Genomic DNA, 26,183 nt, shown 5'->3' on the forward strand with positions numbered 1-26,183 from the left:
ACAAATGGCTAGAGTTCGCGTAGGAAGAGTTGGCGAGCAGATCAAAAAAGAACTGAGCCAAATTGTACAATCCGAATTAAAAGATCCGCGTATCGGTTTCTTAACCGTAACAAGTGTTGAAGTAACGAACGATTTATCCCTAGCTCGAGTATTCTTAAGCGTATTGGGAACCGACGAAGAGAAGGCCGCTACGCTTAAGGCACTTTCTACTGGAACTGGTTATATTCGTTCGGAATTAGGTAAACGGATTCGATTACGTAAAGTGCCAGAATTGCAATTCAAGTTCGATGCTTCACTGGATTATGGCAGCCACATTGATAACTTGCTGAATAATCTGAATCCGGAAGGAAATACAAACGTATGAGCAGCGGAATGAAGCATGCCTCAGCATACAGCAAGCAGCTGGAAACAGCAGCGAAGTTTATCGAGCAGCATGATGATTTCCTGGTGGTATCCCACATCCAACCGGATGGGGATGCTGCCAGTTCTACTTATGTAACCGGGTGGATACTTACTCAGCTGGGGAAAACTTTTACCATGATAAATGAGGGCGAGATGCCCTCGAAGTTTTCCTATCTATGGGGAAGCAATCATGTTATCAACTACAGTAAGGAACCTCCGCAAAAGCAATACCAAACGATTATAAGTGTAGATTGTGCTGATTTTTCCAGAATGGGTAGGATCAGCACTCTTTTTGACGACCACGCGGAGTTACTCAATGTTGACCATCATCCAACCAATGATAGATTTGGAACTTGTCATTTGATTAAGCACGACGCGGCGGCAACAGTACAAATTTTGTATGACTTAGCCATACATATGGATTTGGAACCAACGTTGCCTTTTGGTGAATGCATATATACGGGCTTGCTAACCGATACAGGGGGATTCCGGTACTCAAATACGACCCCAGAAGTGATGCAAATTGGTGCTACTTTGTTAAAGCTTGGCGTACAAGGTTCTGTGATCGCAGAGAAGGTATTAGAACGCTTAACCTATTCACAGACAGTGTTGCTGCAAAGAGCCCTTTCTACATTATCTTTTGCTCATGATCGAAAGCTTGCTTGGCTTGCTGTGTCTCTTGAAGATTTAGAGTTAACAGGAGCGTCTAGCGATGATTTAGATGGTCTGGTGAACTATCCGCGGAATGTAGAGGGCGTCGAGGTCGGCATGCTTTTTAAACAAAAAGCAATTGGGATCATCAAAGTGAGCCTTCGTTCGGCAGGACAAGTAGACGTTGCTCAGATTGCTCAATCACTTGGCGGGGGCGGCCATGTTCGTGCATCAGGCTGTACAATCCATGGCACGCTTGAAGAAGCGGTTGCCAGAATGGTTCAGGAAGTAGGGAAAGAACTAATATGACGTTAGAAGGCATTTTGCCTGTTTGGAAGCCCGAAGGGTTTACTTCCCATGATGTCGTTGCGAAGGTAAGGGGAATACTTGGAATCAAACGGATCGGTCATACAGGCACATTAGATCCCCAAGTAACTGGAGTACTGCCCTTATGTGTTGGACGAGCTACGCGAATGGTAGAGTACATTCAAGAGCTTCCTAAGCAATATGAAGCCGTTTTACGAATTGGTCTCTCGACAGATACTGAGGATATGACAGGAAATGTGTTAGAGGAGGTTCATCAAGTTACCCTTGATGAAAACCATCTTCGTGAGACGCTGTTGTCCTTTGTCGGAGTGATTGAACAAGTGCCACCTATGTTTTCAGCTGTGAAGATTGATGGTAAACGCCTCTATGAATTAGCTCGAGAAGGCAAGGAAGTCGAACGGAAGTCACGTAAAGTAACTATTCATGAGCTTGAGATCCTGGATGTTCGTTTGCAAGAGCAGTATCCTGAGGTTCATTTTCGTGTTACGTGTTCCAAAGGAACATACATTAGAACGTTGTGTGTTGATATTGGTAAAGCGCTTGGTTATCCTGCTGTGATGAAGAGTTTAATTCGCACTTCAACAGGTAGTCTGCGCCAAGAACAATGCTTGACTTTCGAACAAATCCGAAATTTGAAGGCGGATGGATCGCTTCAAGCGCATATGATTCCAATGGATCAGGCAATTGCGCATATTCCTGCTGTTCAACTTACAGCTGACGAAGCGGTACATGCACTGCAAGGAAAAAAAATTAATTTAACAGCTGAGCGACTTGCTCTTGCTGAGGCGGCACAATCGATATTCCGTGCTTATTCGCCAGATGAACGGTTTCTTGGTCTTTTTGAATGGAAAAGTGAAAGCCAGATCCTGGTCCCATCGAAAGTTTTCCTTTAAGTGATCGCTTGAGAAATCCACTAAAATTAGTGTTTGGACGTGTCAAATGCGCTCGACGCCTTTTCGGACAGGTTGAAATGGGTAGGTGAAATGAACTTATATGCAAATAGTCCCGTTATCATATCCGATTGATTTTAAGACCAGCCCTCTATTTGTAGGTAAGCAGGTAGTGGCGATTGGTGATTTTGATGGTGTTCACTTAGGACATCGGGAAGTTATTGGTCGTGCGATACAGACCGCTAAACGTCTTGGTCTTCCTGCTTCCATTATGACTTTTCACCCTCATCCTAGAGCAGTTATGGGTCAAGAGAAGTACACAGATCTCCTAACTCCTATGAATAAAAAGATGGAGTTATTCGCATCGCTAGGTGTGAAGCATGCTTACATTGTCACCTTTGATGCTTCCTTAATGCGATTGTCACCAGAGCAGTTTGTAGACCAAGTGCTATACCTGCTTGGCGTGGATAGTGTTATTTGTGGTTTTGACTTTACATTTGGCTATCAAGGCAAGGGAACGCCGGATTCTCTTTGTGAATTGAGTCACGGTAAATTTTCCGTAGAAGTGGTGAGACCTTTTCATATGGATGGGGAAAAAGTAAGCAGTACGTTAATTCGCGAATCCTTACAACAAGGAGATATCGATACCGTGACAAGACTGTTAGGTCGTCCTTACAGTATTAGCGGGATCGTTGTTGACGGTGAAAAGAGAGGACGCACGATAGGCTTTCCTACAGCAAATCTTCAGTTGGAAGAGCCTTACGTGAAACCAATCAATGGTGTTTATGCAATTAGAGCTCTAGTTAATGGTGAAAGTTACAAGGGTGTCATGAATATCGGTGTGAAACCGACGTTCACAACGGGTGAACTAAAGCCATCTTTTGAAGCTCATTTATTTGATTTCTCCGAGCAAATTTATGGAGAGCATCTCACGGTTGAGTTAGTTGCTTATCTACGAGCAGAACGGAAGTTTTCTTCGATTGACGAGCTGATATCACAAATTAGACGCGATGCTGAAATCGCGAAAGAGAAGCTTTAAGACGTATGTTCTGAAACAAGCATTTACTTCTAACTAATAGTTATGCTATACTAAATAACGTTGCCAAAAGGATCATTCCTTTTGAGCATGAACCTTAGCTTGGAACTACGCTATCACCGGCGTAATCTCGGCTATAGGGGATACTTACGAACAGGAGGTGAACAAGTATGGCATTAACACAAGAGCGTAAAACACAACTGATCCAAACTCACAAGGTACATGATACCGATACGGGTTCTCCAGAAGTACAAGTGGCTATCCTTACGGAAAACATTGTCAACCTGACAGATCATTTGCGGACTCACAAGAAAGATCATCATTCCCGCCGTGGTTTGCTTAAAATGGTTGGACAACGCCGTAAGTTACTAGCTTACCTGAAGAACAAAGAAGCGAGCCGTTACAGTGCTTTGATTGCAAAGCTTGGTTTGCGTCGATAAAACCGACCATGAGAAGCAACCTGTTGCTACCTCGCTGGGCTTGATAAGAGCTTGGCGAAAAGCAGCAACCAGGTTGCTTTTTCTTGTATTTTTAAAACAGAAAAAGAAGGAAATACTAGGTATGATGAAGAAATAGGGGAAGACTCCTCTGTCTCTAGGCATCAATTGGATACATAAAGAGTTTACGAAACAGAAACCTGTAAAGCATGTTTCTGTATGATCCAACACATAACTTATGAAGTAAGTTCTTAGGAGGGTATTATGGAGAAAAGGGTACAAATGGACCTTGGGGGAAGACCGTTTATTCTTGAAACGGGTCGTCTTGCTAAACAGGCCAATGCAGCTGTAACCGTACGTTACGGTGATACGGTTGTGCTTTCAACAGTTACGGCATCTACGGGGCCAAAAGATTTGGATTTCTTCCCGTTAACTGTGAATTATGAAGAAAGATTATATTCTGTTGGTAAAATTCCAGGTGGTTTTATCAAGCGTGAAGGACGTCCGAGCGAAAAAGCGATTCTTGCTAGCCGTTTGACGGACCGTCCGATTCGTCCGCTTTTCCCTGAAGGTTTCCGTAACGATGTTCAAATTGTTTCTATTGTAATGAGCGTCGATCAAGAATGTTCGCCTGAAATTGCAGCGATGATTGGTACATCCGCAGCACTTGCGATTTCTGATGTTCCTTTTAACGGACCTGTTGGTGGTGTTATTGTTGGTCGTGTGGATGGTCAATTCGTGATTAATCCAACAACGGAGCAAGCTGAGAAAAGCGATATCCATTTAACGGTCGCTGGTACCAAAGATGCTATCATGATGGTTGAGGCTGGCGCTAATGAAGTTCCTGAGGAAGTTATGCTCGAAGCTATTATGTTCGGTCATGACGAAATTCGTAAAATCGTTGCCGTGATTGAGGATTTGGTTCAACAGGCCGGTAAACCGAAAATGGAAGTTAAACTGCATGCTGTTGACGAGACGGTTAACCAAGCTGTTCGTGCGTTTGCGCAAGCAAGATTAGTAGAGGCTGTCAAAATTGCTGAGAAGCATGCTCGTCAAGATGCTATTGATGTTGTGAATGCAGAAGCCGTAGCGCATTTCAATGAAGTTTATGCGCAAACGCCTGAATTGATCGGTGATGTAAAAGAAACCTTGTATGACATCGTAAAAGATGAAGTTCGTCGCTTAATTACGCATGATAAAGTAAGACCTGACGGACGTAAGCCAGATGAAATTCGCCCCATAGAGTGCGATATCAATTTGTTGCCGCGTACGCACGGTTCCGGATTGTTCACCCGTGGACAAACTCAAGCATTAAGCATTTGTACATTAGGTGCTCTTGGGGATGTTCAAATTTTGGATGGCCTAGATTTGACTGAAACCAAGCGTTTCATGCACCACTATAACTTCCCACCTTTCTCCGTAGGTGAAGCTAGACCGCTTCGTCCTCCAGGCCGTCGTGAAATTGGACATGGCGCATTAGGCGAGAGAGCACTTGAGCCAATCATTCCGAATGAAGTGGATTTTCCATACACGATTCGCTTAGTTTCTGAGGTTCTTGAATCTAATGGCTCAACGTCACAAGCAAGTATTTGTGCAAGTACGCTTGCATTAATGGATGCAGGCGTGCCGATTAAAGCTCCAGTAGCTGGGATTGCAATGGGGCTGATCAAAGATGGTGATCATTTTTCAATTTTGTCTGATATTCAAGGTATGGAAGATCATCTTGGAGATATGGATTTCAAAGTTGCAGGTACAGCTAAGGGTGTAACAGCTTTACAAATGGACATCAAAATCGATGGTATCGACAGAAGCATCTTACAGCAATCTTTGCAACAAGCCAAAGAAGGTCGTTTGCATATTCTGAACAAAATGCTTTCCCGTATTGATGAGCCTAAGAAATCCCTTTCCAAATATGCACCTAAGATTCTTACGATGCAGATCAATCCGGACAAAATCCGTGATGTTATTGGTGCTGGAGGCAAGATCATCAATAAAATTATTGAAGAGACCGGCGTGAAAATTGATATTGAACAAGATGGTCGTGTATTCATCGCATCTTCGAATCAAGAGATGAACGAAAAAGCACGTTCGATCATTGAAGGCATTGTGCGTGAGGTTATCGTCGGTGAAACTTACCTCGGAACAGTGAAACGCGTTGAGAAGTTCGGTGCATTTGTAGAGATTCTTCCTGGTAAAGAAGGATTGGTTCATATTTCACAAATCTCCACTGAGCGCGTAGCAAAAGTTGAAGATGTAGTGAATATTGGCGATCAAATTACTGTAAAAGTAACAGAAATTGATCAACAAGGACGAGTTAATCTTTCCCGCAAAGCTACACTAACTTCGCAAGTCCCGGCTCAAACCTAAGCCGCGTGACTTGCATACTTACAATTAGATAATATCGGATAAAGAGTCAGTTTAATCTGTCTCTTTTTTGTTTTTCAAAAGTGAAGATATGCCCCGTTCTAATCTTGTCCATCCCTACATAAGATCAGGAAATAAGGAAGGCTTACGATTGCCATGCAAGCTTTTCTGATGGAAAGTGAGGCACGGAGTATGCTCAACAAAAAATGGCTGGTATTAGGTGTTTTTTTTGCTATAGTGCTGCTTGCACTCCAGGTTACACCTGGGATTAGAACTTATATGAATGCGGTTAAGGCTGGTGTGAAGCCAATTGTCTCCATAAATAACTGGGGCAATCAGGAAGCAATTCCTGTCATGGCGAGAGCACAACTCATAGAAAGTGAAAAAGTGAGTCGAAGTAATTTGCTGGAAATTATTGAGGAAGAAGCTTCGAAACGTAAAGTATTGCCAATCAATGCTAAAATAGATCCGGTGTGGAAGGCTGTTCCAGGCTATAATGGCTTAGAAGTAGATATCGATGAAACACTTAAGCTCGCTGAACATCATTTAACGCCAGGTAAAATTCAATATGTCATGAAAGAAACATCGCCTAGCATACAATTGGAAGATTTGGGGCCCAGCCCGATTTATAAAGGGAATCCAATGAAGCCTATGGCTTCATTCATGATAAATGTTGCTTGGGGTAATGAATACTTGCCAATTATTTTAGAAACACTCCGGAAGGAAAATGTACACGCAACCTTTTTCTTAGATGGCATGTGGTTGAAGAAGAACGTAGATGTGGCTAAAAAAATTCAAAGCGAAGGTCATGAACTTTCCAATCATGCTTATTCCCATAAAGATATGAGAATGATTAGTCGAAGTAAAGCCACGGAGGAGATATTGAGAACTGAGGACTTGCTCAAGCAGCAAGTAGGAGTAAACAATACATTGTTCGCACCCCCATCAGGTTACTATAATGAGGAAACCATCCAGGTGGCTTCAGAATTCAAGCTCAAAACAGTTCTTTGGACGTTTGATACGATTGATTGGAAAAACCCAGGCGCAGATCGGATTATTCAACGTCTTTCAAAGGCTATTGAGCCGGGAACGCTTATTTTAATGCATCCAACAATATCTTCAAGCGAAGCGCTGAGTGGAATGATTAAAATGATTAAAAATAAAGGGCTAACCTTAGGGACTGTCACTGAACTGCTTTCACCTAATCGAGTTCCGGAAGCTAATTCGGTATTGTGGGAATGATGGTTAAAAAAAGCTGATAGGAATGCTGTTAGAGATGCAAAGTTGAGTCAAGTGAACATTTTTGTTAGACTAAGGAAGTATAAATGGGGAATAGGACTTTAGGTGCTACATTCGAGGAGGAACCCAGGTGATTAAATACCGCTTACATAATGGCTTAAGAGTAGTTATGGAACAAATTCCAACTTTTAGATCCGTAACATTCGGGATCTGGGTAAAAACGGGTTCGCGTAATGAGAAATCAGAGGTTAATGGAATTTCACATTTTATTGAACATATGCTTTTCAAAGGAACAGAGCGTCACTCTGCTAAAGATATTGCTGAGATTTTTGATGGTATCGGGGGGAATGTGAATGCATTTACTTCCAAAGAGTATACCTGTTATTACGCTAAAGTACTAGATGAACATTTGCCGATGGCAATGGATGTTCTTTCAGACATGTTTTTCAATTCTACTTTTGATGAAGGTGAGTTGGAGAAAGAGAAAAACGTGATTTTTGAAGAAATATCCATGTATGAAGATACACCGGACGATTTAGTACACGATTTAGTTGCTAAAGCTGCTTACGGTACGCACCCGCTTGGCCTTACAATACTTGGAACTCAGAACAATTTGTCCGCAATGAAATCAGATGATTTAAGAAACTATATGAAACACTTCTATAATACAGAGAATACAGTGCTAAGCATCGCGGGTAATATTGATGATAGCGTTCGTGAGTTGATTGAGCAGCATTTTGGAGGATTCGATCAGTCGGGGAATGAAACCGAATATGATGCGCCTAATTTTCTAAGCGACCTCGTTTTCCATGCGAAGAAGACAGAGCAAAATCACATTTGTCTCTCACTGCCGGGCCTCTCTTTGCAAGAGGAGAACTTATATCCTATGGTTTTGCTGAATAATGCCATTGGAGGTGGGATGAGTTCCAGACTATTCCAAGAGATTCGGGAAAAAAGAGGTCTCGCGTATTCGGTGTACTCCTACCATTCCTCCCATATCGACAGCGGTATGTTCACGATATATACAGGTACTGCTCCTAAACAAACCGATGAAGTACTTAAAGTTACCTTGGAACTGCTTCATGATATATCTATCAATGGGATGACGGACTCCGAACTGAAAAAAGGAAAAGAGCAGCTCAAAGGCAGCTTGATTCTTAGTTTGGAAAGCACAAGCAGCCGTATGAACCGTTATGGAAAAAATGAATTGATGACAGGGAAACACTACAGTTTAGACGAAATGATTGAACGTATCGAGAGTGTGCAAATGGAGCATATTCGCGAGCTGACCAAAAAACTATTCTCAGCGCCGTTTGCACTTTCTATGGTCGGTAATTCTGATGAAGTTATTCAAGGATTTAGGAGGGATCAACTTGTCTCTTCTTAATTATGAAGTACAGATCAAACGGGTGTCTGGTCAAGAGGATATTCTACTGCCGCAAAAAATGACGGAAGCCGCGAGCGGCTTTGATCTTCATGCTGCGGTTAGTGAACCAGTTGTGCTTAACCCAGGCGAAAGGCAGCTTATTCCGACGGGCTTTGCATTAAGTATGTCGGCTGATCTTGAGGCGCAGATTCGTCCACGAAGCGGATTAGCTTATAAACACGGCATTACAACCTTAAATTCACCAGGAACAATCGATGCTGATTACCGCGGTGAAGTTAAAGTACTGCTAATTAACCACGGTCAAGAGCCTTTTACAATCCAGCGAAATGAACGTATTGCCCAAATGGTGTTTCAGCTTGTTCCGCGAATTAAGCTTACTGAGGTTGTAGAATTGACAGAAACAGAGCGTGGCTCTGGTGGTTTTGGTCATACAGGTCATTAAACTTAGACTTGCATAACCTATAGTGTTAGCGAATTCGAGTCCCTTCCATAAGGAAAGGGCTCTTTTTTGTTTCTTGAGGAACTCTAATGGATAAGTCACCCATCATTAGGCGTAAGCATACTATAACTTATCGAAACGGACCGAGAAAGGGGTGTAAGCGAGAATGCTTACTGGGATTTCGGTTGCTTTCATGGGTGGAGACGCCCGGCAGCTTGAAGTAATTCAAAAATTCACCGAGCTTGATGCCATGGTTACTTTGTTTGGCTTTGATAATTTGGGGCGCCAGTTCAGTGGAGTAACGAATGCGAAGCTTCAACCTGCACTGCTTCAAAATATTGATGCATTGATACTACCAGCTGTTGGTACGGATGATTCAGGACAAGTGGATTCCATTTTTTCAAGTGAAGAGATGATTTTGACAGAAGATCATATTGCTTCGCTGCCCAAACATGCCAAGGTGTACACAGGGATGGCAAAAAGTTACCTGAAGAAACTTTGCTCGGCGCAAGGTATTGATGTCATTGAGTTATTTGATCGTGATGATGTAGCCATTTATAACTCTATTCCGACAGCCGAGGGCGCCTTAATGATGGCGATTCAGAACACGGACATTACGATTCATGGTTCGATTTGTATGGTCTTAGGCTTTGGACGTACTGGATTTACAATGGCAAAAACGTTGCAAGGACTTGGGGCGACAGTCAAGGTTGGGGTGAGGAAGCCGGAGCATTTTGCTAGGGCGTGGGAGATGGGTTTTCAGCCTTTCTATACGAAAGACTTGTACCCGGAAGTGGGGAATATTGACTTGCTTTTTAACACAATTCCGACTATGATAGTCACAGCGCAAGTAATTACCAATATCCCACATCGCGCGCTGATCATCGATTTGGCTTCCAAACCCGGCGGAACGGATTTTAGATTTGCCGAGAAAAGAGGCGTCAAAGCGATGCTCGCGCCCGGATTACCTGGCATCGTCGCACCGAAAACAGCTGGTCGAATTATGGCGAATACGCTTAGTCAGCTGATCGAGGAAGACTTTAAAGACAGGAGCGATGTGGAATGAATTGGAACGGGAAAACGGTCGGGTATGCATTGACAGGCTCGCATTGTACGCTAGAAGAAGTCATGCCGCAGATTAAAAGATTTGTAGACGCAGGTGCACGTGTGATTCCAATCGTATCGAACACAATTTTAACAACCGATACTCGATTCGGTAAATCCGCGGATTGGCAGCAGCAGTTGAAAGATATAACGGGTAATGAAATTATCTCGACGATTGTAGATGCAGAGCCACTAGGACCATCGAAGCTTCTTGATGTTCTGGTTATTGCACCTTGCACTGGTAATACGACTAGCAAGTTAGCAAATGCATTGACTGAGAGTCCTGTACTTATGGCGGCCAAAGCGCAAATGAGGAACCTGCGTCCACTAGTCTTGGCGATTTCCACGAATGATGGGCTCGGGCTGAATGCCATGAATATTGCTAAACTTCTCATCACCAAAAACATTTACTTTGTGCCATATGGTCAAGATGCACCTAGTGCGAAGCCTAACTCTTTGGTAGCAAAAATGGATTTGATTATGGAAGCTTGCGAAGCAGCTCTAGAAGGAAAACAGCTACAGCCAATGATCATTGAGAGATTTCAGTATTAATTCATATACAATTATACAAAGGGGAGAGGACAGGACATGTCGAACCAGAAACTATTTAACGTTGCAGTTGTCGGCGCTACAGGCGCCGTAGGAGAACAAATTATTCGTCTACTAGAAGAGCGGAATTTCCCCATTAAGGAATTGAAATTACTATCCTCTGCTAGATCCGCGGGCGTAAAGCTTGCTTTCAAAGGTCAAGATATCACCGTTCAGGAAGCGATGCCTGAAAGTTTTCAGGGCGTCGACATTGCATTGTTCAGCGCCGGAGGAGATGTAACGAAGGCGCTGGCTCCGCATGCCGTTCAAGCAGGTGCGATTTGTATTGACAATACGAGTGCGTACCGGATGGATCCGGAAACTCCGCTCGTAGTTCCTGAAGTGAACGTTGATAAAATTAATGAACATAAAGGGATTATCGCAAACCCGAATTGTTCAACGATTCAAATGGTTGCCGCTTTAAAGCCATTATATGATCGTTATGGAATTTCACGTATTATCGTGTCCACTTATCAAGCGGTTTCGGGCGCAGGTGCCAAAGCGATTAACGAAATGATGAGACAATCCAAAGAGGTGCTCGAAGGAAGAGATGCGAACCCAGATATTTTGCCAGTTGGTTCCTTGCCTGTTAAGCATCAAATTGCATTCAATGCGATTCCTCAAATCGATAAGTTCCTCGATAATGGATTTACAAACGAAGAAATGAAAATGATTCTCGAAACGAAAAAAATTATGGGTGACGATTCCATTGAAGTTACAGCTACGTGTGTTCGTATCCCTGTTGTCTATGGTCACTCAGAGTCTGTCTATGTAGAATTAAAAGAGGATTTCGATGTTGAAGAAGTGAAAACCTTGCTGGCTAACGCGCCTGGTATCGTCTTAGTCGACAACCCGGCTGAGCAGCAGTACCCACTTGCTTCGGACGCTGCAGGAAAATTGGAAACTTTCGTAGGTCGCGTACGTCGCGATCTGAGCAATCCCAAAGCACTGAACCTATGGATTGTCTCTGACAATCTGCTTAAAGGTGCAGCTTGGAATGCTGTACAAATCGCTGAATATATTGCTATTGAACAGTAATCAGCACCTCTTCTTTAGAAGATGAGTGAAAAGAATATGGGGGAACCGCATGCGAATCCTTGTACAGAAATTTGGAGGTACTTCGCTTTCCACCGTTAACGCCAGAGAACACGTCATTGATCACATTCAAGATGCACTAGAGCAAGATTACAAACTAGTTGTAGTTGTTTCCGCGATGGGAAGAAAAGGGGAACCCTATGCAACTGACACGCTCCTAGAACTTGTTCGTCACAATGGGGTGGAATTGGCAGCTAGGGAACTTGATATGTTGCTCAGTTGTGGAGAAATGATTTCTGCGGTGCAACTGTGTAGTTTGCTGCAAGCTACTGGGATCCGCTCTACCGTTCTAACTGGTGGGCAGGCTGGTATTCAAACAAATGACGTCCATGGGAATGCTCAGATTGTTTCGATATTGCCTAACCGAATTATTGAACTGCTAGAGCAGGATCAAGTAGTCGTGGTTACTGGATTCCAAGGGAAAACGAGTCAAGGCGAGACAACTACGCTTGGACGCGGTGGCAGTGATACATCTGCGACCGCACTAGGTGCAGCGCTTAAGGCTGAAATCGTTGACATTTTCACAGATGTGAATGGGATTTTAACCGCTGATCCGCGTATCGTTGAGGATGCTAGACCGCTCAAACGTGTAAGCTTTATAGAAATATGCAATATGGCGCACAATGGCGCCAAAGTCATCCATCCGCGTGCGGTTGAGGTCGCTATGCAAGCTAATATCCCGATTCGTGTCCGTTCTACTTTTTCAAAAGAAGAAGGAACATTGGTTACGGCGGGGGATACGATTCACCATGAAGCGAACCACGTTGCAGACAGATTTGTGACAGGGATAGCTCAGTTTACGAATATTACCCAAATTCAGGTGGGGGCTGTCGAGGGACAATTCGATCTTCAACTTCGAGTGTTCAAAACGATGGCGCAGCATCAAATTAGTGTTGACTTCATTAACGTAAACCCTTCGGGGGTTATTTATACGGTATTTGATCACGAAACGGATCGTGCTATTCAATTGCTCAAAAGTCAAGGCTACGAGCCGAAGGCTTTGCGTGGTTGTGCGAAAATATCCGTTATCGGTGGCGGCATGAATGGTGTTCCAGGCATTATGGCTCGCATTGTCGAGGCGCTGACAGAGGAGGATATCCGAATTCTTCAATCAGCAGACTCCAATACGACAATTTGGGTACTCGTGCAAGGTGAAGATATGATCAAAGCGGTGCGAGCTCTTCATAATAAGTTCTATTTAGCGAAGTGAAATGTGAGATTTAGGAGGCGCATGCGTTGGATTTCGGAAGAGTAGTCACAGCGATGGTAACCCCTTTTGACGATAATTTACAAATCAATTGGGACCAAGTGGAACCACTGATCAATTATTTGATCGAGGAGCAACAGTCCGATAGCCTCGTTATTTGCGGAACGACAGCAGAGTCCCCGACATTAACGGAAGAGGAGAAACTGAAGCTTATCGAAATAGCTGTGCTATACGCCAAAGGGCGCTGCAAAATTATTGCGGGCACAGGAAGTAATGATACAGCACATACGATTCATTTCTCCCAAAAGGTAGAAAAGCTTGGAGTCGACGCTTTGCTTGTCGTAGCTCCTTACTATAACCGTCCTTCTCAAGAAGGGCTGTACCAACATTTTAAAGCAGTAGCGGAGTCTGTTGAGGTTCCGATAATACTTTATAATGTACAAGGCCGCACGGGTGTGAATCTGGAAGCTGAGACGACGATTCGTCTTTCTAAGATTCCTAACATTGTAGCTACAAAAGATTGTGCGAACACGGATCAATTGACGCGTATTCTCAATGGGGTCGATGCTGATTTTTCTGTTTATAGCGGTGAAGACAGCAATACACTTCCTGCAATTGCCATTGGTTGCCGTGGGATTGTAAGCGTTGCTAGTCATGTGATTGGAAAAGAAATGCAATCTATGATAAAGTATTATTTAGAAGGCAACATTCAGCAAGCGGCGCAACTTCATCGTAAGCTTCATCCTGTGTTTACAGGTATTTTCTGTGCTCCAAGCCCTGCTCCAATCAAGCATGCTTTGGCGCTCAAAGGTATTCAGACAGGTGGAGTCAGACTTCCGTTAGTTCCTGTATCCGAACAAGAAGGACAATTCATCCAATCTCTTTTTGTATGATAACGCCTAAGGATCGGTGCTTCCAGCATCGGTTTTCTTTTTTTGGGAATACTAGCGTTAAAGGTATTGACTTGTAATTGCTGTTTTTCTTCATGTATAATGGTTGCAAGTGACTGGTTCGGTTTAATCATTTAAAATTCGTCGTCCAATCTTAGAAGGAGGTATATTCTTGTCCAAAAAAAATATAGACAAACTTTTGATCTTCGCTCTTGGCGGCGTGGGCGAAATCGGAAAAAATATGTATTGTGTGCAGTATGCGAATGATATTGTAGTAATTGATAGCGGTTTAAAATTTCCAGAGGAAGACATGCTGGGGATCGACATCGTCATTCCAGATATCGGTTATTTAACAGAGAATCGGGATAAAGTACGCGGCATTATCATTACTCACGGCCATGAAGACCATATTGGTGGACTGCCTTATGTACTCAAGCACCTTAATGTTCCTTTGTATGGTACGAAGCTTACAATGGGACTTATTGAAGCGAAATTGAAGGAAGCGAATTTGCTGGGAACAACAAACCGGATTCTAATCAATTCGGAATCGGTTCTCAACTTGGGAGTCATTACAGCTTCATTTTTCAAAACCAATCACAGTATCCCAGATTCTGTTGGTGTTGCACTTGATACACCTGAGGGTGTTGTGGTTCATACAGGCGATTTTAAATTCGATCAAACGCCTGTTAATGATCAATACGCTGACATTCATCGCATGGCTGAAATCGGAAAAAATGGCGTAGTTGCCTTGCTTTCTGATAGCACGAATGCGGAGCGACCTGGTTATACGGGTTCAGAGAAAAGCGTTGGTGTAGAAATTGAAGAAGTATTCCGTAAAGCAAAGCAAAGAGTCGTTATTGCGACTTTTGCTTCTAACATTCACCGTGTTCAACAAGTATTCGATGCAGCTGCTGCAACGAATCGTAAGGTGACGGTAGTAGGTCGCAGTATGGTTAATGTTGTATCCATCGCAAGTGAATTAGGCTACTTACACATTCCTGATGGCATGCTCATTGAGCCTGAAGAGGTGAACAAGCTTGCAGCTGACCGTGTTGTTATTCTTTCCACAGGCAGCCAAGGCGAGCCAATGTCCGCCCTTACTAGGATGGCGCGTTCTACGCACCGTAAAGTAGATATTTTACCTGGTGATACGGTTATTATCGCGGCAAACCCGATTCCGGGGAATGAGCGTTATGTTGGTCGTACAGTGGATGAGCTTTTCCGTATTGGTGCCAATGTCATTTATGGTCCTGGTTCAGTTACAGGCGTACACGTATCTGGTCATGGTAGTCAAGAAGAATTGAAATTGATGCTCAACCTGATGAAGCCTAAATACTTTATTCCAATTCATGGTGAATACCGCATGCTTCGTCAACATGGCATACTTGCTGAGTCGGTCGGCATTCCTAAAGAAGATATTTTTATGTGCGATATTGGTGATACGGTTGAAATTCAAAATGGTGTTGCTCGCAAAGGTTCCAAAGTTCAAAGCGGGAACATACTGATTGATGGACTGGGTGTAGGAGATGTAGGCAACATTGTGTTGCGTGATCGTAAGTTACTTTCTCAGGATGGTATTCTTGTGGTCGTTGTTACGCTCAGCAAACAAGATGGCAAAATCTTATCCGGACCTGATATTATATCCCGAGGATTCGTCTATGTTCGTGAATCCGAAGGTCTCTTGGAAGAAGCCAATCGTATCGTAACGAATACATTAACGAAACTAATGAATGAAAATGTAAATGAATGGGCATCTTTAAAAACAAACGTGAAAGATGTTCTTGGACGATTTTTATATGAACAAACCAGAAGAAGACCAATGATCCTTCCAATTATCATGGAAGTCTAGTCTCGAACAAGTCACTTGAACCTATGCATATAGTATAAGCTCTCCCCACAGCGGGAGAGCTTTTTCATTTACACTTAAATTGTCAGATGCATGAAAGTACTCGAGACTATTCATACTATGGGAGATTATGAATAGGGAGGAATAGAAATGGCATCACCAATACAGCCGAAGCAACAGGAGCCGGGGACGGAAGAAGCGAAGAAGAATGCAACCTTAGAAAACATCCAGCAGCTAGGTCAAACGAATACGCTATCAGGCGAATCTAATATTTTTTGTCTCACAATTATTGGCCAAGTTGAGGGACATATCGTTCTTCCCCCTCAGAATAAGACAACAAAGTACGAACATATTATTCCGCAGCTAGTCGCTGCCGAGCAAAACTCGAAAATCGAGGGTGTAATGATTATTTTAAACACCGTAGGTGGTGATGTAGAAGCCGGATTAGCAATTGCGGAGATGATAGCTACATTATCTAAGCCTACGGTCACACTAGTTTTAGGTGGAGGTCACAGTATTGGAGTCCCAATAGCAGTCTCGGCTAATCACTCAATCATCGCAGAGACCGCAACAATGACGATTCACCCAATCCGTTTGAACGGATTGGTCATTGGCGTTCCGCAAACTTTTGAGTACTTGGATAAGATGCAGGAGCGTGTAGTCCGTTTTGTGACGAAACACTCCAACGTAGCTGAGGAGAAATTCAAGGAATTAATGTTTAAAACAGGGGAACTCACACGTGATATTGGTACGACCGTTATTGGTGCTGATGCTGTAAAATACGGCCTAATCGATCAGGTAGGAGGCGTGGGTGAGGCTATTCGTGAATTGAATCGACGAATTGAAGAAAAAAAATCATCGTCATCGAGTGGAGGGATCGTACAATGATTCATTATTCGGTAATTCCGATGGAAGATATTTTTCATAGAATGGATGATTACACGCCAAATTATTTAGAGATTACTCATCAAGGGGTAAGCATGCAAATTGAATTGATTAACAGTTTTCAAGCCCGTATTGTTCGTCTGTATAGTTGTAACCCGCAGGATTATTTGAAAGAGCAGTATACCCCAGGAACTTTAATTGCCTATAGTCCTGTCTTCGCCCAGACATCCATGTAAGCGGATATGCCAGTATCTTCACCCTTAGGCATTATGGTATAATGTGGTCTTGGGGGTGACAAGTGTGGCCAAACGCAAAAAGAAAGGGAAGGCTTTAAAGACAAGCTTGTTATTCGAGCTTTACGGAATTGTAATCTTGATATTTTCGGTTATTGCCCTTGCTCAGCAAGGCCATGTCGGAAATTCATTAATGTACTTGTTTCGCTTTTTTGTCGGAACGTGGTACTCGCTAATACCGTTAATTTTTATATATGTGGGTTTGTATGCCATGATAAAAAGAGCATGGCCTCCAATGCGTACAGCGAAGAAGGCGGGTGTTCTGCTTTTCATAGTGGGACTGCTCATTAAGAATCATATCGATTTGTTTGCACAGTTATATCCTGATGGCGGCTTCTCTTCAGGAAAGGTCATCTCATCAACTTGGGATGCGATGCTGCAGGGGCTTCATCCTTCAGATGTGGGGAAGACTGCTCTACAACATGGCATCGGCGGCGGGATGATTGGTGCATTTTTGTACAGCGTGCTGTACTTTTTGTTTGACTATTTAGGAGCAAGATTGATCCAATATACGCTCTTTGTTATAGGATTTATATTGGCAACTGGCATCTCCTATGTGGACGTTGGCAATATGGTGCGCGGCCGTTTCAGAAATGTTGGCGATAACTTCAAAGACAGAATGAAAGAGTGGTTGCAGGACAGAGATATACGGCAACCACAAGCGGCAGCAGCCGGTGCAGGAGCCTCTAGAGCAAAGAAGTCATCCTATGTTCCTGTTGACGATGAGTTTGATGAGGAGGTTTTTCAGCCAGTTAAACGTTCGAGGAAAGCTCCCATATTCATGGAACTGCTTCGTCCGATAAAAGAAGGCTTGAAAAAATCAACGGGTACGCAATTGGTTAACGAGGAAAAATCTATTGTGCATGAAGAAGGTAGTGCGGAAAAAACAGTTTACCGAGTGGAATCAGAAGATAACCCGGTGGTTCATGGAAGCCAGCAGGATGAACTGCCAATTACTCCAATCATACGTGACTTTCAGGAACAGGTCTATCAGGAGGCACAACAGGTGGCTAAACCTCTATCTGTTCAATCCCCACCTATTCCAGCTGTTACGAAAGCTAAAGCCAAGGAGGGGCTGGATGCAGATCAAGAGCCTATCTCTGTGGAATTTCAACAGGATCAACCATTAGTCAACATGCGTCCCTATGAGATGCCTGCGTTGGATTTATTGGCCAAGCCAGCTGTCGGTAAGGGCAGCGAGATGTCAGATTACAAAGCTAATGCACGGAAGCTGGAAGCTACTTTGGAGAGCTTTGGCGTTCGAGCTAAGGTATTGGAAGTCGTTCGGGGACCCGCTGTGACTCGTTATGAAATACAGCCCGATGTTGGCGTTAAGGTAAGTCGAATCGTTAGCTTGACGGATGATATCGCACTGGCCTTAGCGGCCAAGGATATACGGATGGAAGCGCCAATTCCTGGTAAATCTGCGATTGGCATTGAGGTGCCTAATCTTGAGGTTTCAATTGTTACAATGCGAGAAGTGATGGAAACGAATACGTTCCATGATTCAAGTTCTCGGCTTTCTGTAGTACTAGGTCGTGATATTTCTGGTCAACCGATTGTAGGTAACCTGGCTAAAATGCCTCATTTACTCGTTGCGGGAGCAACAGGGTCAGGTAAATCGGTCTGTATTAATGGAATAATTACGAGCATCTTATACAAAGCTAAGCCAAATGAAGTAAAGTTTCTGATGATCGATCCTAAGATGGTTGAGCTTAATGTGTATAACGGAATTCCACATCTATTGGCACCGGTTGTTACAGATCCACGACGTGCATCGCTTGCATTGAAAAAAGTTGTTGTCGAAATGGAGAAGCGCTATGAACTTTTCTCCAAGAGCGGAACTCGCAACATCGAAGGTTACAACGCGATGTTAACTGAGAGCGGTACCGCAGCTCCTCTTCCTTATTATGTTGTCATTGTGGATGAGTTAGCTGACTTAATGATGGTAGCTGCCAATGATGTGGAAGACTCCATCTGTCGATTGGCTCAAATGGCTCGGGCTGCGGGTATTCACCTAATAATTGCGACACAACGGCCATCCGTTGATGTTATTACGGGCGTAATTAAAGCTAATATCCCATCACGTATCGCGTTTGGTGTTTCTTCTCAGGTTGACTCACGAACCATTCTTGATATGGTCGGAGCCGAAAAACTGTTAGGCCGAGGCGATATGCTCTATTTACCGGTAGGCGCATCGAAGCCGGTTCGGGTACAAGGTGCTTTTTTATCCGATCAGGAGGTTGAGCATGTTGTAGGGTTTGTTCGTACCCAAGAACAAGCTAATTACCAAGAAGAAATGGTGCCTCAGGTAGAGGACATGCCAGAGCAGCAAAATGAATTCGAGGACGAACTATACGATCAAGCGGTTCAAATTGTAGTTGAAGCCAAGCAAGCTTCCGTATCTCTCCTCCAGAGGCGCATGAGGGTTGGTTACACGCGTGCTGCGCGATTAATTGACTCAATGGAAGCAAAGGGTGTTGTGGGGCCGTATGAAGGCAGCAAACCACGTGAAGTTCTAATGTCAATTGAGCAATTAACACATAACCGAATTAGTTCTTAGCACTCAGCGAAACACTCTTCTTACGAGAGTGTTTTTTGCTGTGTATAATCAATCCTCCCCTTTCTCATAATAAGTTAGAAAAGGCTGTAATATGAAAAGAGAGGTTGAGAAGGGGAATGAACAAAAGGTTAATTGTACTTACATTTTGTATGGTTTTCGTATTGTTTGCCGCATTCCAGTTAAAGAATAAAATGAGTCTGCGAATTGAAGAAACGTTTAGTAAAAACGAGATTAGATATGGAGCTACAGGGTCAGACGTTAATGAACTGCAAGGCCGTCTGAAATTTATTGGTTTTTACGGAGGCAATATAGATGGGGACTATGGTTATAAAACATTAGTCGCTGTAAAACGTTTCCAAGGCGAGTTCGGTATGAATGTAGACGGCATTGTTGGCGCCAAAACAAAGCTTAAGTTGTGGGAAGCAACGAAAGAATGGAAGCCCACAGCTCCAACTAATGGTAGCAAAGAAGGCACTGTGTCGGGAGGCAGCGGTGAAGCGGGGAATGCAGGGGCAAGTGAAAAGCCTGCAAATTTGACACCTTCGAATAATTTGGGCTTATCGGAGCAGGACATTAACCTCATGGCAAATGCGGTCAATGGGGAGTCACGTGGGGAGCCTTATATTGGACAAGTTGCTGTTGCTGCTGTGATTCTGAATCGCGTGAAATCGGCTAGTTTTCCGAACACGGTTTCTGGCGTCATTTTTCAACCAGGAGCTTTTACTGCTGTTGCTGACGGCCAAATCTGGTTGAGTCCAAGTGAATCTACGAAGAAAGCGGTAAAAGATGCCCTGAATGGATGGGATCCGACAGGTGGTTGTATCTATTACTTCAATCCGGTAACCGCTACATCCAAATGGATTTGGAGTAGGCCGCAGGTGAAGAATATCGGTAAACATATATTTTGTAAATAATAGGTAGAGTGGACAAGGAGAAGGAACCATCGTTGGTTGCTTCTCTTGTTTGTATAGGAATATAATGGATACATATCTTAGACTTAGGAAGGGAGACACGACCTTTGAAACAAATACACTTTCAGCGGAGCACGTGGAATCATATACGTTTGCATGTGCTGCCTACGGATCAATTTAAAACATTCGCTATCTCGGTGTACATAGGCCGTCCTCTAGCAGAAGAAACAGTTACGACTACAGCATTAACTCCTTTTGTATTACGAAGAGGGACGGAATCACTTCCGGAAACACAGCAATTTCGTGAGCACTTGGATGATTTGTATGGAGCGGGCTTTGGCTTTGATATTTATAAACGTGGTGACTACCAGATCGTGCAAATGCGGATGGACATCATTAATGATCGTTTCGTTTCATCGAACGAATCCTTATTGAAAAAAGGTCTTGAATTTGTAGGTGAAACGCTAACAAGCCCTGCTCAAGAGAACGGTCATTTCCGTACAAAGTATGTTGATGCGGAGAAACAAACGCTTCAGAAGCGAATCGAAGCCGTCATCAATGATAAAGTGCGCTACGCCGCAGAGCGATGCTTGGAAGAAATGTGTAGTGAAGAACCCTACCGTTTGCATGCATTAGGCAAGATTCAAGCTCTTGAAAGTATTAACTCCCAAAATTTATACGAACAATATAAGGATTGGATAGAGAATGCTCCGATTGATATCTATGTTGTAGGTAATACGTCGTTGGAAGAAGTGGAAGCTATCGTTAAACAGGCCTTCACTATCGAAAGAACGAAAGATGTAGGTTATGAAACCGTCATTCAAAAAGGGTTGTCCCGTGAAGTGAAAACTGTAGTAGAACGTTTGGATGTGAATCAAGGGAAATTAAACATGGGTTTGCGTACGAATGTTTCATACGGTGACGATCAGTATCCAGTTGCTTTAATGTATAACGGTGTACTTGGTGGGTACCCGCACTCTAAGCTATTTATAAACGTTCGCGAGAAAGCAAGCTTAGCTTATTATGCTTCTTCTAGATTTGATGGACATAAAGGGATTTTAACGCTGCAATCGGGAATTGAAACCGAAAATTATGAAAAAGCAGTAGATATCATTAAGAAGCAACTTCAAGCGATGGAGCAAGGGCAAATTAGCGATACGGAGATGAGTCAAACCCGAGCAATGATCTCAAATCAATTACGTGAATTACAAGATTCAGCTTTTGAATTGATTTCATTTGATTTTAATGCGATATTATCCGGAAAAGAGCGTACTGTCACTGATTTGATTGCTTCAGTGGAGCAGATAGAGGTATCTGCGATTGCGGAAGTAGCTAAGCGTGTACAATTAGATACGATTTACTTTTTACGGGATCAGAAGGGGGAGTAGACGATGCAGGCTATACCATATCCACATCTCAACGAAACGATTTATCATGAGCAGCTCGATAATGGGTTACATGTATTTGTTCTTCCCAAAGAAGGATTCCAGAAAACGTATGCAACGTTCACGACCAAATTTGGTTCCATAGACAACAAGTTCCAAGTTGAAGGTAAAGAAGTTGTTCAAGTCCCTGATGGCATTGCTCATTTCCTAGAGCACAAAATGTTCGAGGAACCAGAGGGGGATGTTTTTGCTAGCTTTGCTTCTCAGGGAGCTTCAGCCAACGCATTCACAAGCTTTGATCGAACTGCTTATTTGTTTTCATCAACCGACCATATTTTAACAAATGTAAAGACATTGATTAATTTTGTGCAGAATCCTTTTTTTACGGATGAAAATGTAGAGAAGGAAAAAGGTATTATTGGGCAAGAAATCAAGATGTACGAGGATCATCCGGATTGGAGAAGCTACTACGGTCTCATCGAGTCGTTGTATGGTAAACATCCGATTCACATCGATATTGCCGGCACGGTTGAGTCTATTGCCCAGATAACAAAGGAAACACTTTACGAATGCTACTATACTTTTTATCACCCAAGCAACATGAGCTTGTTTGTGGTAGGCGGTATAGATCCTCAAGAAGTGATTGATTTTGTAAAAGAAAACCAAGCGACGAAAACATTTAAACCGCAAGGAACCATTCAGCGATTTTATGCCGATGAGCCACTCGAGGTGAATGAGGAGCGTAGAGTAACATGGTTGCCGATCTCTTTACCTAAGTGTTTGTTTGGTTTAAAAGAACCAGCCCCATCGGTTAGCGGTAAAGCCTTACTTGTCAAAGAATTGACAACTAAACTTATGATGGATATTCTTTTCAGCTCAAGCTCAGATATTTATCAAGCTTTGTATGAGGAAGAGTTGATTTCTGATAATTTTGGGCATGAGTATAACATCAGCGAAGATTATGCATTCTCAATCTTAGGTGGAGATACGAAGAACCCGGATCAGCTGGTTTCACGCATTCGAGAGGAAGTTGAGAAACGTAAGGGACCTGGACTTGACGAGACTACTTTTGAGCGAAGCCGTAAGAAAAAAATTGGCAATTTTTTGCGTATGATGAATTCACCGGAATCGATTGCGAATGAGTTCACTAAATATCGCTTTAAAGGAATCGATTTGTTTGATATTCTTCCTGTTTATGAAAGTATTTCACTTGCAGATGTAAATCTTCGGTTCCGGGAACATTTTGATTGGAGTAAACTCGCGATCTCTATCGTACAGAGTCGCCAACCATCGTGAACCATTCGAAACCATTTACCGAACAAACCGTTCTTATCACGGGAGCAAGCAGAGGAATAGGCGCGGCTATCGCTGAACGGTTCGCTAAGGTAGGTATGAATGTAGTGATTCATTACCGTGAATCCCATGAAGCCGCTAATAAGGTGGCTCGATCTTGCATGAAGCATGGCGCTAAAGTTTTGACCCTATCAGCTGATATTCGTTCACGCGATCAAATTGGCAAAATGAATGAAAAATTAGAGCAGCGTGAAATGGTTCCAGATATTATTGTGAATAATGCTGGGATTTCCCACTATGGACTTCTTTCTGACATTCGTGAAGAAGACTGGGATTTGATCATGGATGTGAATCTAAAAGGCACCTTTTTGTGCACGCAAATGTTTATGCCCGCGATGGTTCGGCAAAAATATGGTCGAATTATTAATGTATCTTCGGTATGGGGCATATCAGGTGCTTCATGTGAAGTTGCGTATTCAGCAGCAAAAGGCGGGATGAATGCTTTTACTAAAGCATTGGCGAAGGAATTGGCTCCTTCGGGAGTGACCGTGAATGCGGTTGCTCCAGGAGTGGTGAATACGGAAATGATGGATGGTTTTCAGGCAGAAGAGAAAGCGGCGTTAGAAAATGAAATTCCCATTGGGCGTTTTGCTTTGCCAGATGAAATTGCCTCTCTTGTATATTTTCTTGCTTTGCCAGAATCAGGATATATCACAGGGCAAATCATCAGTCCGAATGGCGGTTGGTTGACTTAGTTATAATCATCCATTATTTTTCCAACTATCGGAGTCAGTGGCCAGGCGCATAATTCCTTGTTGTGAAGCGAATATTACGTATGTAATGCCATTTCTCACAACTTAAAGGAGGCTTCATTCGATGGCTACTGTACTTCAAGTGTTTGATAAGTGGAAAGAGTTTCTGGCAGATCGCGTCAACCAAGCGGAGCACGCAGGTATGAGCGAAGAAACGATTAGTAAGCTCGCTTTTCAAATTGGAGAGTTTCTTGCGAATAAAGTAGACCCGGAAAATTCACAAGAGCGAGTGCTTAAAGAGCTGTGGGACGCTGGGAATGAAGAAGATAAACGTACACTTGCCCGCCTCATGGTAAAATTAGTGGACAAAGCCTAATAACCGTTTTACAATTCAATAAGGAACTTTGTAAAAGCCTCCTCCCTGGAGGCTTTTACATGCTTTATTGGGTAGAAAGGAACTGTATCTCCATGTTGAATCGTCGTTATATTCTCGGTTTATTACTACTAACTTTGTTGGTAACAGGCTGCGGAAATCGTGGAATTCCTGTCATTAAACAAGAACTGTTGGACAAAAAAAATTCTGTACTGATGCTCACTAGTGCTGGATTGTCCGATGCAGCGAAGCAGTCCGTGGGAACCTCTCTGCAACAGTGGAGAAACTCGGATCACATTGCGTACGATTGGATGAAAGATTTGAATACTTTGGATGAGAGTGTCGTTGCGAAGCTGAGAGCTAGAACTTATGATTACATATATGTAATAGGTAATGAGCTGCTACCTTCTGCGAATGAAGTGATTCATCAAAACGTGTCCACCGCCAAATGGACACTTATGCAAAGTCAACTTGATGCAAACGCTAGCCTGAGCCCTAGCGGAACACAAACCGCATTTATCCAAATTGATCCTAGTCAAGTGGAAAGCTTAAAAAACAAATGGATCGTGGAATTGATGGCGCAGTATGCATCAGTTGAATGGGTAACCAGAGCGGATCATCCTATTCCATCGTCTTGGGCTCCTTCGGAAGAGGCTGATCATATTGTTTTGCTTGATAATAATGATCAATGGTTCCAGCAGTTGGCCTTTCAGACCAAGCAACACTTTTCGAAGTGGATCATCTTCTACGCACCAACGGATGCAGTCCATGTGCAGAAAGCGAAGACACTTGGAGTGTCAGTTATGGATCTGACAGGGGCTTTTACAGCGGAATTGAACTGGGAAGCCATTTTGAGTAACCGTCTTCAGGCGATGACACAGGTAACTTGGCGAGCTGGTGGGGCGGTTTATAATGGGCAAGAGCTTAAAGAACTAAAAATGAAGTAAAAATTGTATCTTTTGACTGATTGATAGAAGGGATTTGCCGAATATTGTAGAAATATTTAAAGGGTAACTTTATAAAGTTACTGAATTCGTGATGAGGTGGAGCGATTGGACGTTAAAGAATGGTACATGGAATACAAAATACATAAAAACCGACCAGGCTTGCTGGGAGATATAGCTTCCTTAATGGGGATGCTTGATATTAATATTGTAACCATTAATGGGGTAGAGGATCGTACTCGAGGGATGCTTCTACAAACAAACGATGAAGAAAAAATTGACTTAATGGGTAAAATGTTGAGAAAAGTAGATAATATTACTATTACGGCTCTTCGTCCACCTAAACTTGTAGATATTTTGGCTGTTCGTCATGGTAGATACATTGAGCGTGATTCAGATGACCGCAAAACTTTCCGTTTTACGCGCGATGAATTGGGACTTCTTGTTGACTTCCTCGGTGAAATTTTTAAGCGAGAAGGCAATCAAGTAATCGGACTTAGAGGAATGCCCAGAGTCGGCAAAACGGAGTCAATTATTGCAGGCAGTGTGTGCGCCAATAAGCGTTGGACATTTGTTTCATCTACCCTGTTAAGGCAGACCGTTCGTAGTCAACTTTCTGAAGATGAAATGACACCAAACAATGTTTATATTATTGATGGAATCGTTTCTACGATCCGCTCGAACGAGAAGCATTACAGCTTGCTGCAAGAGATTATGGCGATGCCATCGACAAAAGTGATTGAACATCCAGATATATTTATTCGCGAGTCTGAATATACCTATAATCACTTTGATTATATTATTGAGCTTCGAAGCAGCCCGGATGAAGAAATTAACTATGATTCATTTACGTACACTTCCGAACCTTTTTAATCTATGCTA

Annotated in this window: 25 protein-coding genes; all 25 read left to right on the top strand. The window is 43.0% G+C overall.

The annotated features are described in order from the left end of the window. Positions 1–4 precede the first annotated feature (4 nt). The 25 genes from rbfA (at position 5) to GK047_RS06210 (ending at position 26,174) form a co-directional block, all read left to right on the top strand. Positions 5–364 (top strand): 30S ribosome-binding factor RbfA, encoded by a 360-nt coding sequence (rbfA, locus tag GK047_RS06090; RefSeq protein WP_163942602.1) that lies wholly within the window; start codon positions 5–7, stop codon positions 362–364. Further along, complete coding sequence (locus GK047_RS06095; RefSeq protein ID WP_240343765.1) at positions 361–1,362, top strand: DHH family phosphoesterase; 1,002 nt, start codon at positions 361–363, stop codon at positions 1,360–1,362. Before rbfA ends, GK047_RS06095 begins: the two co-directional genes overlap by 4 nt. Then, positions 1,359–2,273, top strand: coding sequence for a tRNA pseudouridine(55) synthase TruB (gene truB / locus GK047_RS06100; RefSeq protein WP_163942604.1), 915 nt, complete (start codon positions 1,359–1,361; stop codon positions 2,271–2,273). Before GK047_RS06095 ends, truB begins: the two co-directional genes overlap by 4 nt. 100 nt (positions 2,274–2,373) lie before the next feature. Further along, positions 2,374–3,309, top strand: a complete 936-nt coding sequence (locus GK047_RS06105; RefSeq protein ID WP_163942606.1) for a bifunctional riboflavin kinase/FAD synthetase — start codon at positions 2,374–2,376, stop codon at positions 3,307–3,309. A gap of 167 nt (positions 3,310–3,476) precedes the next feature. Further along, positions 3,477–3,746: a 30S ribosomal protein S15 gene (gene rpsO, locus GK047_RS06110; protein ID WP_163942610.1), complete on the top strand. Its 270-nt coding sequence runs from the start codon at positions 3,477–3,479 to the stop codon at positions 3,744–3,746. 261 nt (positions 3,747–4,007) lie between these two features. Next, on the top strand, positions 4,008–6,110 hold the full coding sequence (pnp, locus tag GK047_RS06115; RefSeq protein WP_163942612.1) for a polyribonucleotide nucleotidyltransferase: 2,103 nt from the start codon (positions 4,008–4,010) through the stop codon (positions 6,108–6,110). Positions 6,111–6,299: 189 nt separating this feature from the next. Next, positions 6,300–7,349 (top strand): polysaccharide deacetylase family protein, encoded by a 1,050-nt coding sequence (locus GK047_RS06120; protein ID WP_163943715.1) that lies wholly within the window; start codon positions 6,300–6,302, stop codon positions 7,347–7,349. A 127-nt stretch (positions 7,350–7,476) separates the two neighbouring features. Further along, positions 7,477–8,733 (top strand): insulinase family protein, encoded by a 1,257-nt coding sequence (locus tag GK047_RS06125; protein WP_163942615.1) that lies wholly within the window; start codon positions 7,477–7,479, stop codon positions 8,731–8,733. Next, positions 8,720–9,175 (top strand): dUTP diphosphatase, encoded by a 456-nt coding sequence (gene dut, locus GK047_RS06130; RefSeq protein ID WP_275901633.1) that lies wholly within the window; start codon positions 8,720–8,722, stop codon positions 9,173–9,175. The genes GK047_RS06125 and dut overlap by 14 nt, the downstream gene beginning before the upstream one ends. A gap of 163 nt (positions 9,176–9,338) precedes the next feature. Then, positions 9,339–10,238, top strand: a complete 900-nt coding sequence (dpsA, locus tag GK047_RS06135; protein WP_163942621.1) for a dipicolinate synthase subunit DpsA — start codon at positions 9,339–9,341, stop codon at positions 10,236–10,238. Next, positions 10,235–10,828: a dipicolinate synthase subunit B gene (locus GK047_RS06140; protein ID WP_163942624.1), complete on the top strand. Its 594-nt coding sequence runs from the start codon at positions 10,235–10,237 to the stop codon at positions 10,826–10,828. The genes dpsA and GK047_RS06140 overlap by 4 nt, the downstream gene beginning before the upstream one ends. Positions 10,829–10,864: 36 nt before the next feature. Beyond that, positions 10,865–11,902: an aspartate-semialdehyde dehydrogenase gene (locus tag GK047_RS06145; protein ID WP_163942627.1), complete on the top strand. Its 1,038-nt coding sequence runs from the start codon at positions 10,865–10,867 to the stop codon at positions 11,900–11,902. A gap of 49 nt (positions 11,903–11,951) precedes the next feature. Next, positions 11,952–13,169, top strand: coding sequence for an aspartate kinase (gene dapG, locus GK047_RS06150; RefSeq protein ID WP_163942630.1), 1,218 nt, complete (start codon positions 11,952–11,954; stop codon positions 13,167–13,169). Positions 13,170–13,195: 26 nt separating this feature from the next. Next, a complete protein-coding gene (dapA, locus tag GK047_RS06155; RefSeq protein WP_163942633.1) occupies positions 13,196–14,059 on the top strand; it encodes a 4-hydroxy-tetrahydrodipicolinate synthase in 864 nt (287 codons plus the stop codon). Positions 14,060–14,228: 169 nt separating this feature from the next. Then, positions 14,229–15,905 carry a ribonuclease J gene (locus GK047_RS06160; RefSeq protein WP_163942638.1) on the top strand — a complete coding sequence of 559 codons (1,677 nt, stop codon included), beginning with the start codon at positions 14,229–14,231 and terminating at the stop codon, positions 15,903–15,905. Positions 15,906–16,052: 147 nt separating this feature from the next. After that, complete coding sequence (locus GK047_RS06165; protein ID WP_163942641.1) at positions 16,053–16,790, top strand: ClpP family protease; 738 nt, start codon at positions 16,053–16,055, stop codon at positions 16,788–16,790. Continuing rightward, positions 16,787–17,023 carry a YlzJ-like family protein gene (locus tag GK047_RS06170; protein WP_163942644.1) on the top strand — a complete coding sequence of 79 codons (237 nt, stop codon included), beginning with the start codon at positions 16,787–16,789 and terminating at the stop codon, positions 17,021–17,023. Before GK047_RS06165 ends, GK047_RS06170 begins: the two co-directional genes overlap by 4 nt. Positions 17,024–17,087: 64 nt before the next feature. Beyond that, complete coding sequence (locus GK047_RS06175) at positions 17,088–19,643, top strand: DNA translocase FtsK (protein ID WP_163942647.1); 2,556 nt, start codon at positions 17,088–17,090, stop codon at positions 19,641–19,643. A 116-nt stretch (positions 19,644–19,759) separates the two neighbouring features. Then, on the top strand, positions 19,760–20,557 hold the full coding sequence (sleB, locus tag GK047_RS06180) for a spore cortex-lytic enzyme (protein WP_163942649.1): 798 nt from the start codon (positions 19,760–19,762) through the stop codon (positions 20,555–20,557). A 104-nt stretch (positions 20,558–20,661) separates the two neighbouring features. Beyond that, the gene (gene yfmF, locus GK047_RS06185; protein ID WP_163942652.1) at positions 20,662–21,942 is read left to right on the top strand and encodes an EF-P 5-aminopentanol modification-associated protein YfmF; all 1,281 of its coding nucleotides are present in this window, start codon (positions 20,662–20,664) and stop codon (positions 21,940–21,942) included. Between the two features lie 3 nt (positions 21,943–21,945). After that, positions 21,946–23,235 carry an EF-P 5-aminopentanol modification-associated protein YfmH gene (yfmH, locus tag GK047_RS06190; RefSeq protein WP_163942655.1) on the top strand — a complete coding sequence of 430 codons (1,290 nt, stop codon included), beginning with the start codon at positions 21,946–21,948 and terminating at the stop codon, positions 23,233–23,235. Further along, positions 23,232–23,987 carry an elongation factor P 5-aminopentanone reductase gene (ymfI, locus tag GK047_RS06195; protein ID WP_163942658.1) on the top strand — a complete coding sequence of 252 codons (756 nt, stop codon included), beginning with the start codon at positions 23,232–23,234 and terminating at the stop codon, positions 23,985–23,987. Before yfmH ends, ymfI begins: the two co-directional genes overlap by 4 nt. A gap of 121 nt (positions 23,988–24,108) precedes the next feature. Continuing rightward, positions 24,109–24,360, top strand: a complete 252-nt coding sequence (locus GK047_RS06200; protein WP_163942661.1) for a DUF3243 domain-containing protein — start codon at positions 24,109–24,111, stop codon at positions 24,358–24,360. Between the two features lie 59 nt (positions 24,361–24,419). Further along, positions 24,420–25,304 carry a hypothetical protein gene (locus GK047_RS06205; RefSeq protein WP_163942664.1) on the top strand — a complete coding sequence of 295 codons (885 nt, stop codon included), beginning with the start codon at positions 24,420–24,422 and terminating at the stop codon, positions 25,302–25,304. 126 nt (positions 25,305–25,430) lie between these two features. Further along, positions 25,431–26,174 (top strand): DUF3388 domain-containing protein, encoded by a 744-nt coding sequence (locus GK047_RS06210; protein ID WP_481855942.1) that lies wholly within the window; start codon positions 25,431–25,433, stop codon positions 26,172–26,174. The last annotated feature ends 9 nt before the right edge of the window (positions 26,175–26,183 follow it).

Origin of the sequence: Paenibacillus sp. SYP-B3998 (assembly GCF_010820665.1) — a bacterium.
Classification (GTDB): Bacteria; Bacillota; Bacilli; order Paenibacillales; family NBRC-103111; genus Paenibacillus_E.

Bases quoted from the DNA above. Each gene is read 5' to 3' on its own strand.
- GK047_RS06170 (WP_163942644.1), top strand. From the start codon at position 16,787: ATGATTCATTATTCGGTAATTCCGATGGAAGATATTTTTCATAGAATG.
- rpsO (WP_163942610.1), top strand. From the start codon at position 3,477: ATGGCATTAACACAAGAGCGTAAAACACAACTGATCCAAACTCACAAG.
- GK047_RS06120 (WP_163943715.1), top strand. From the start codon at position 6,300: ATGCTCAACAAAAAATGGCTGGTATTAGGTGTTTTTTTTGCTATAGTG.
- GK047_RS06210 (WP_481855942.1), top strand. From the start codon at position 25,431: ATGGAATACAAAATACATAAAAACCGACCAGGCTTGCTGGGAGATATA.
- sleB (WP_163942649.1), top strand. From the start codon at position 19,760: ATGAACAAAAGGTTAATTGTACTTACATTTTGTATGGTTTTCGTATTG.
- GK047_RS06205 (WP_163942664.1), top strand. From the start codon at position 24,420: ATGCTTTATTGGGTAGAAAGGAACTGTATCTCCATGTTGAATCGTCGT.
- rbfA (WP_163942602.1), top strand. From the start codon at position 5: ATGGCTAGAGTTCGCGTAGGAAGAGTTGGCGAGCAGATCAAAAAAGAA.
- dpsA (WP_163942621.1), top strand. From the start codon at position 9,339: ATGCTTACTGGGATTTCGGTTGCTTTCATGGGTGGAGACGCCCGGCAG.
- GK047_RS06140 (WP_163942624.1), top strand. From the start codon at position 10,235: ATGAATTGGAACGGGAAAACGGTCGGGTATGCATTGACAGGCTCGCAT.
- GK047_RS06105 (WP_163942606.1), top strand. From the start codon at position 2,374: ATGCAAATAGTCCCGTTATCATATCCGATTGATTTTAAGACCAGCCCT.
- GK047_RS06165 (WP_163942641.1), top strand. From the start codon at position 16,053: ATGGCATCACCAATACAGCCGAAGCAACAGGAGCCGGGGACGGAAGAA.
- GK047_RS06200 (WP_163942661.1), top strand. From the start codon at position 24,109: ATGGCTACTGTACTTCAAGTGTTTGATAAGTGGAAAGAGTTTCTGGCA.
- GK047_RS06095 (WP_240343765.1), top strand. From the start codon at position 361: ATGAGCAGCGGAATGAAGCATGCCTCAGCATACAGCAAGCAGCTGGAA.
- GK047_RS06145 (WP_163942627.1), top strand. From the start codon at position 10,865: ATGTCGAACCAGAAACTATTTAACGTTGCAGTTGTCGGCGCTACAGGC.
- dapG (WP_163942630.1), top strand. From the start codon at position 11,952: ATGCGAATCCTTGTACAGAAATTTGGAGGTACTTCGCTTTCCACCGTT.
- yfmH (WP_163942655.1), top strand. From the start codon at position 21,946: ATGCAGGCTATACCATATCCACATCTCAACGAAACGATTTATCATGAG.
- truB (WP_163942604.1), top strand. From the start codon at position 1,359: ATGACGTTAGAAGGCATTTTGCCTGTTTGGAAGCCCGAAGGGTTTACT.
- pnp (WP_163942612.1), top strand. From the start codon at position 4,008: ATGGAGAAAAGGGTACAAATGGACCTTGGGGGAAGACCGTTTATTCTT.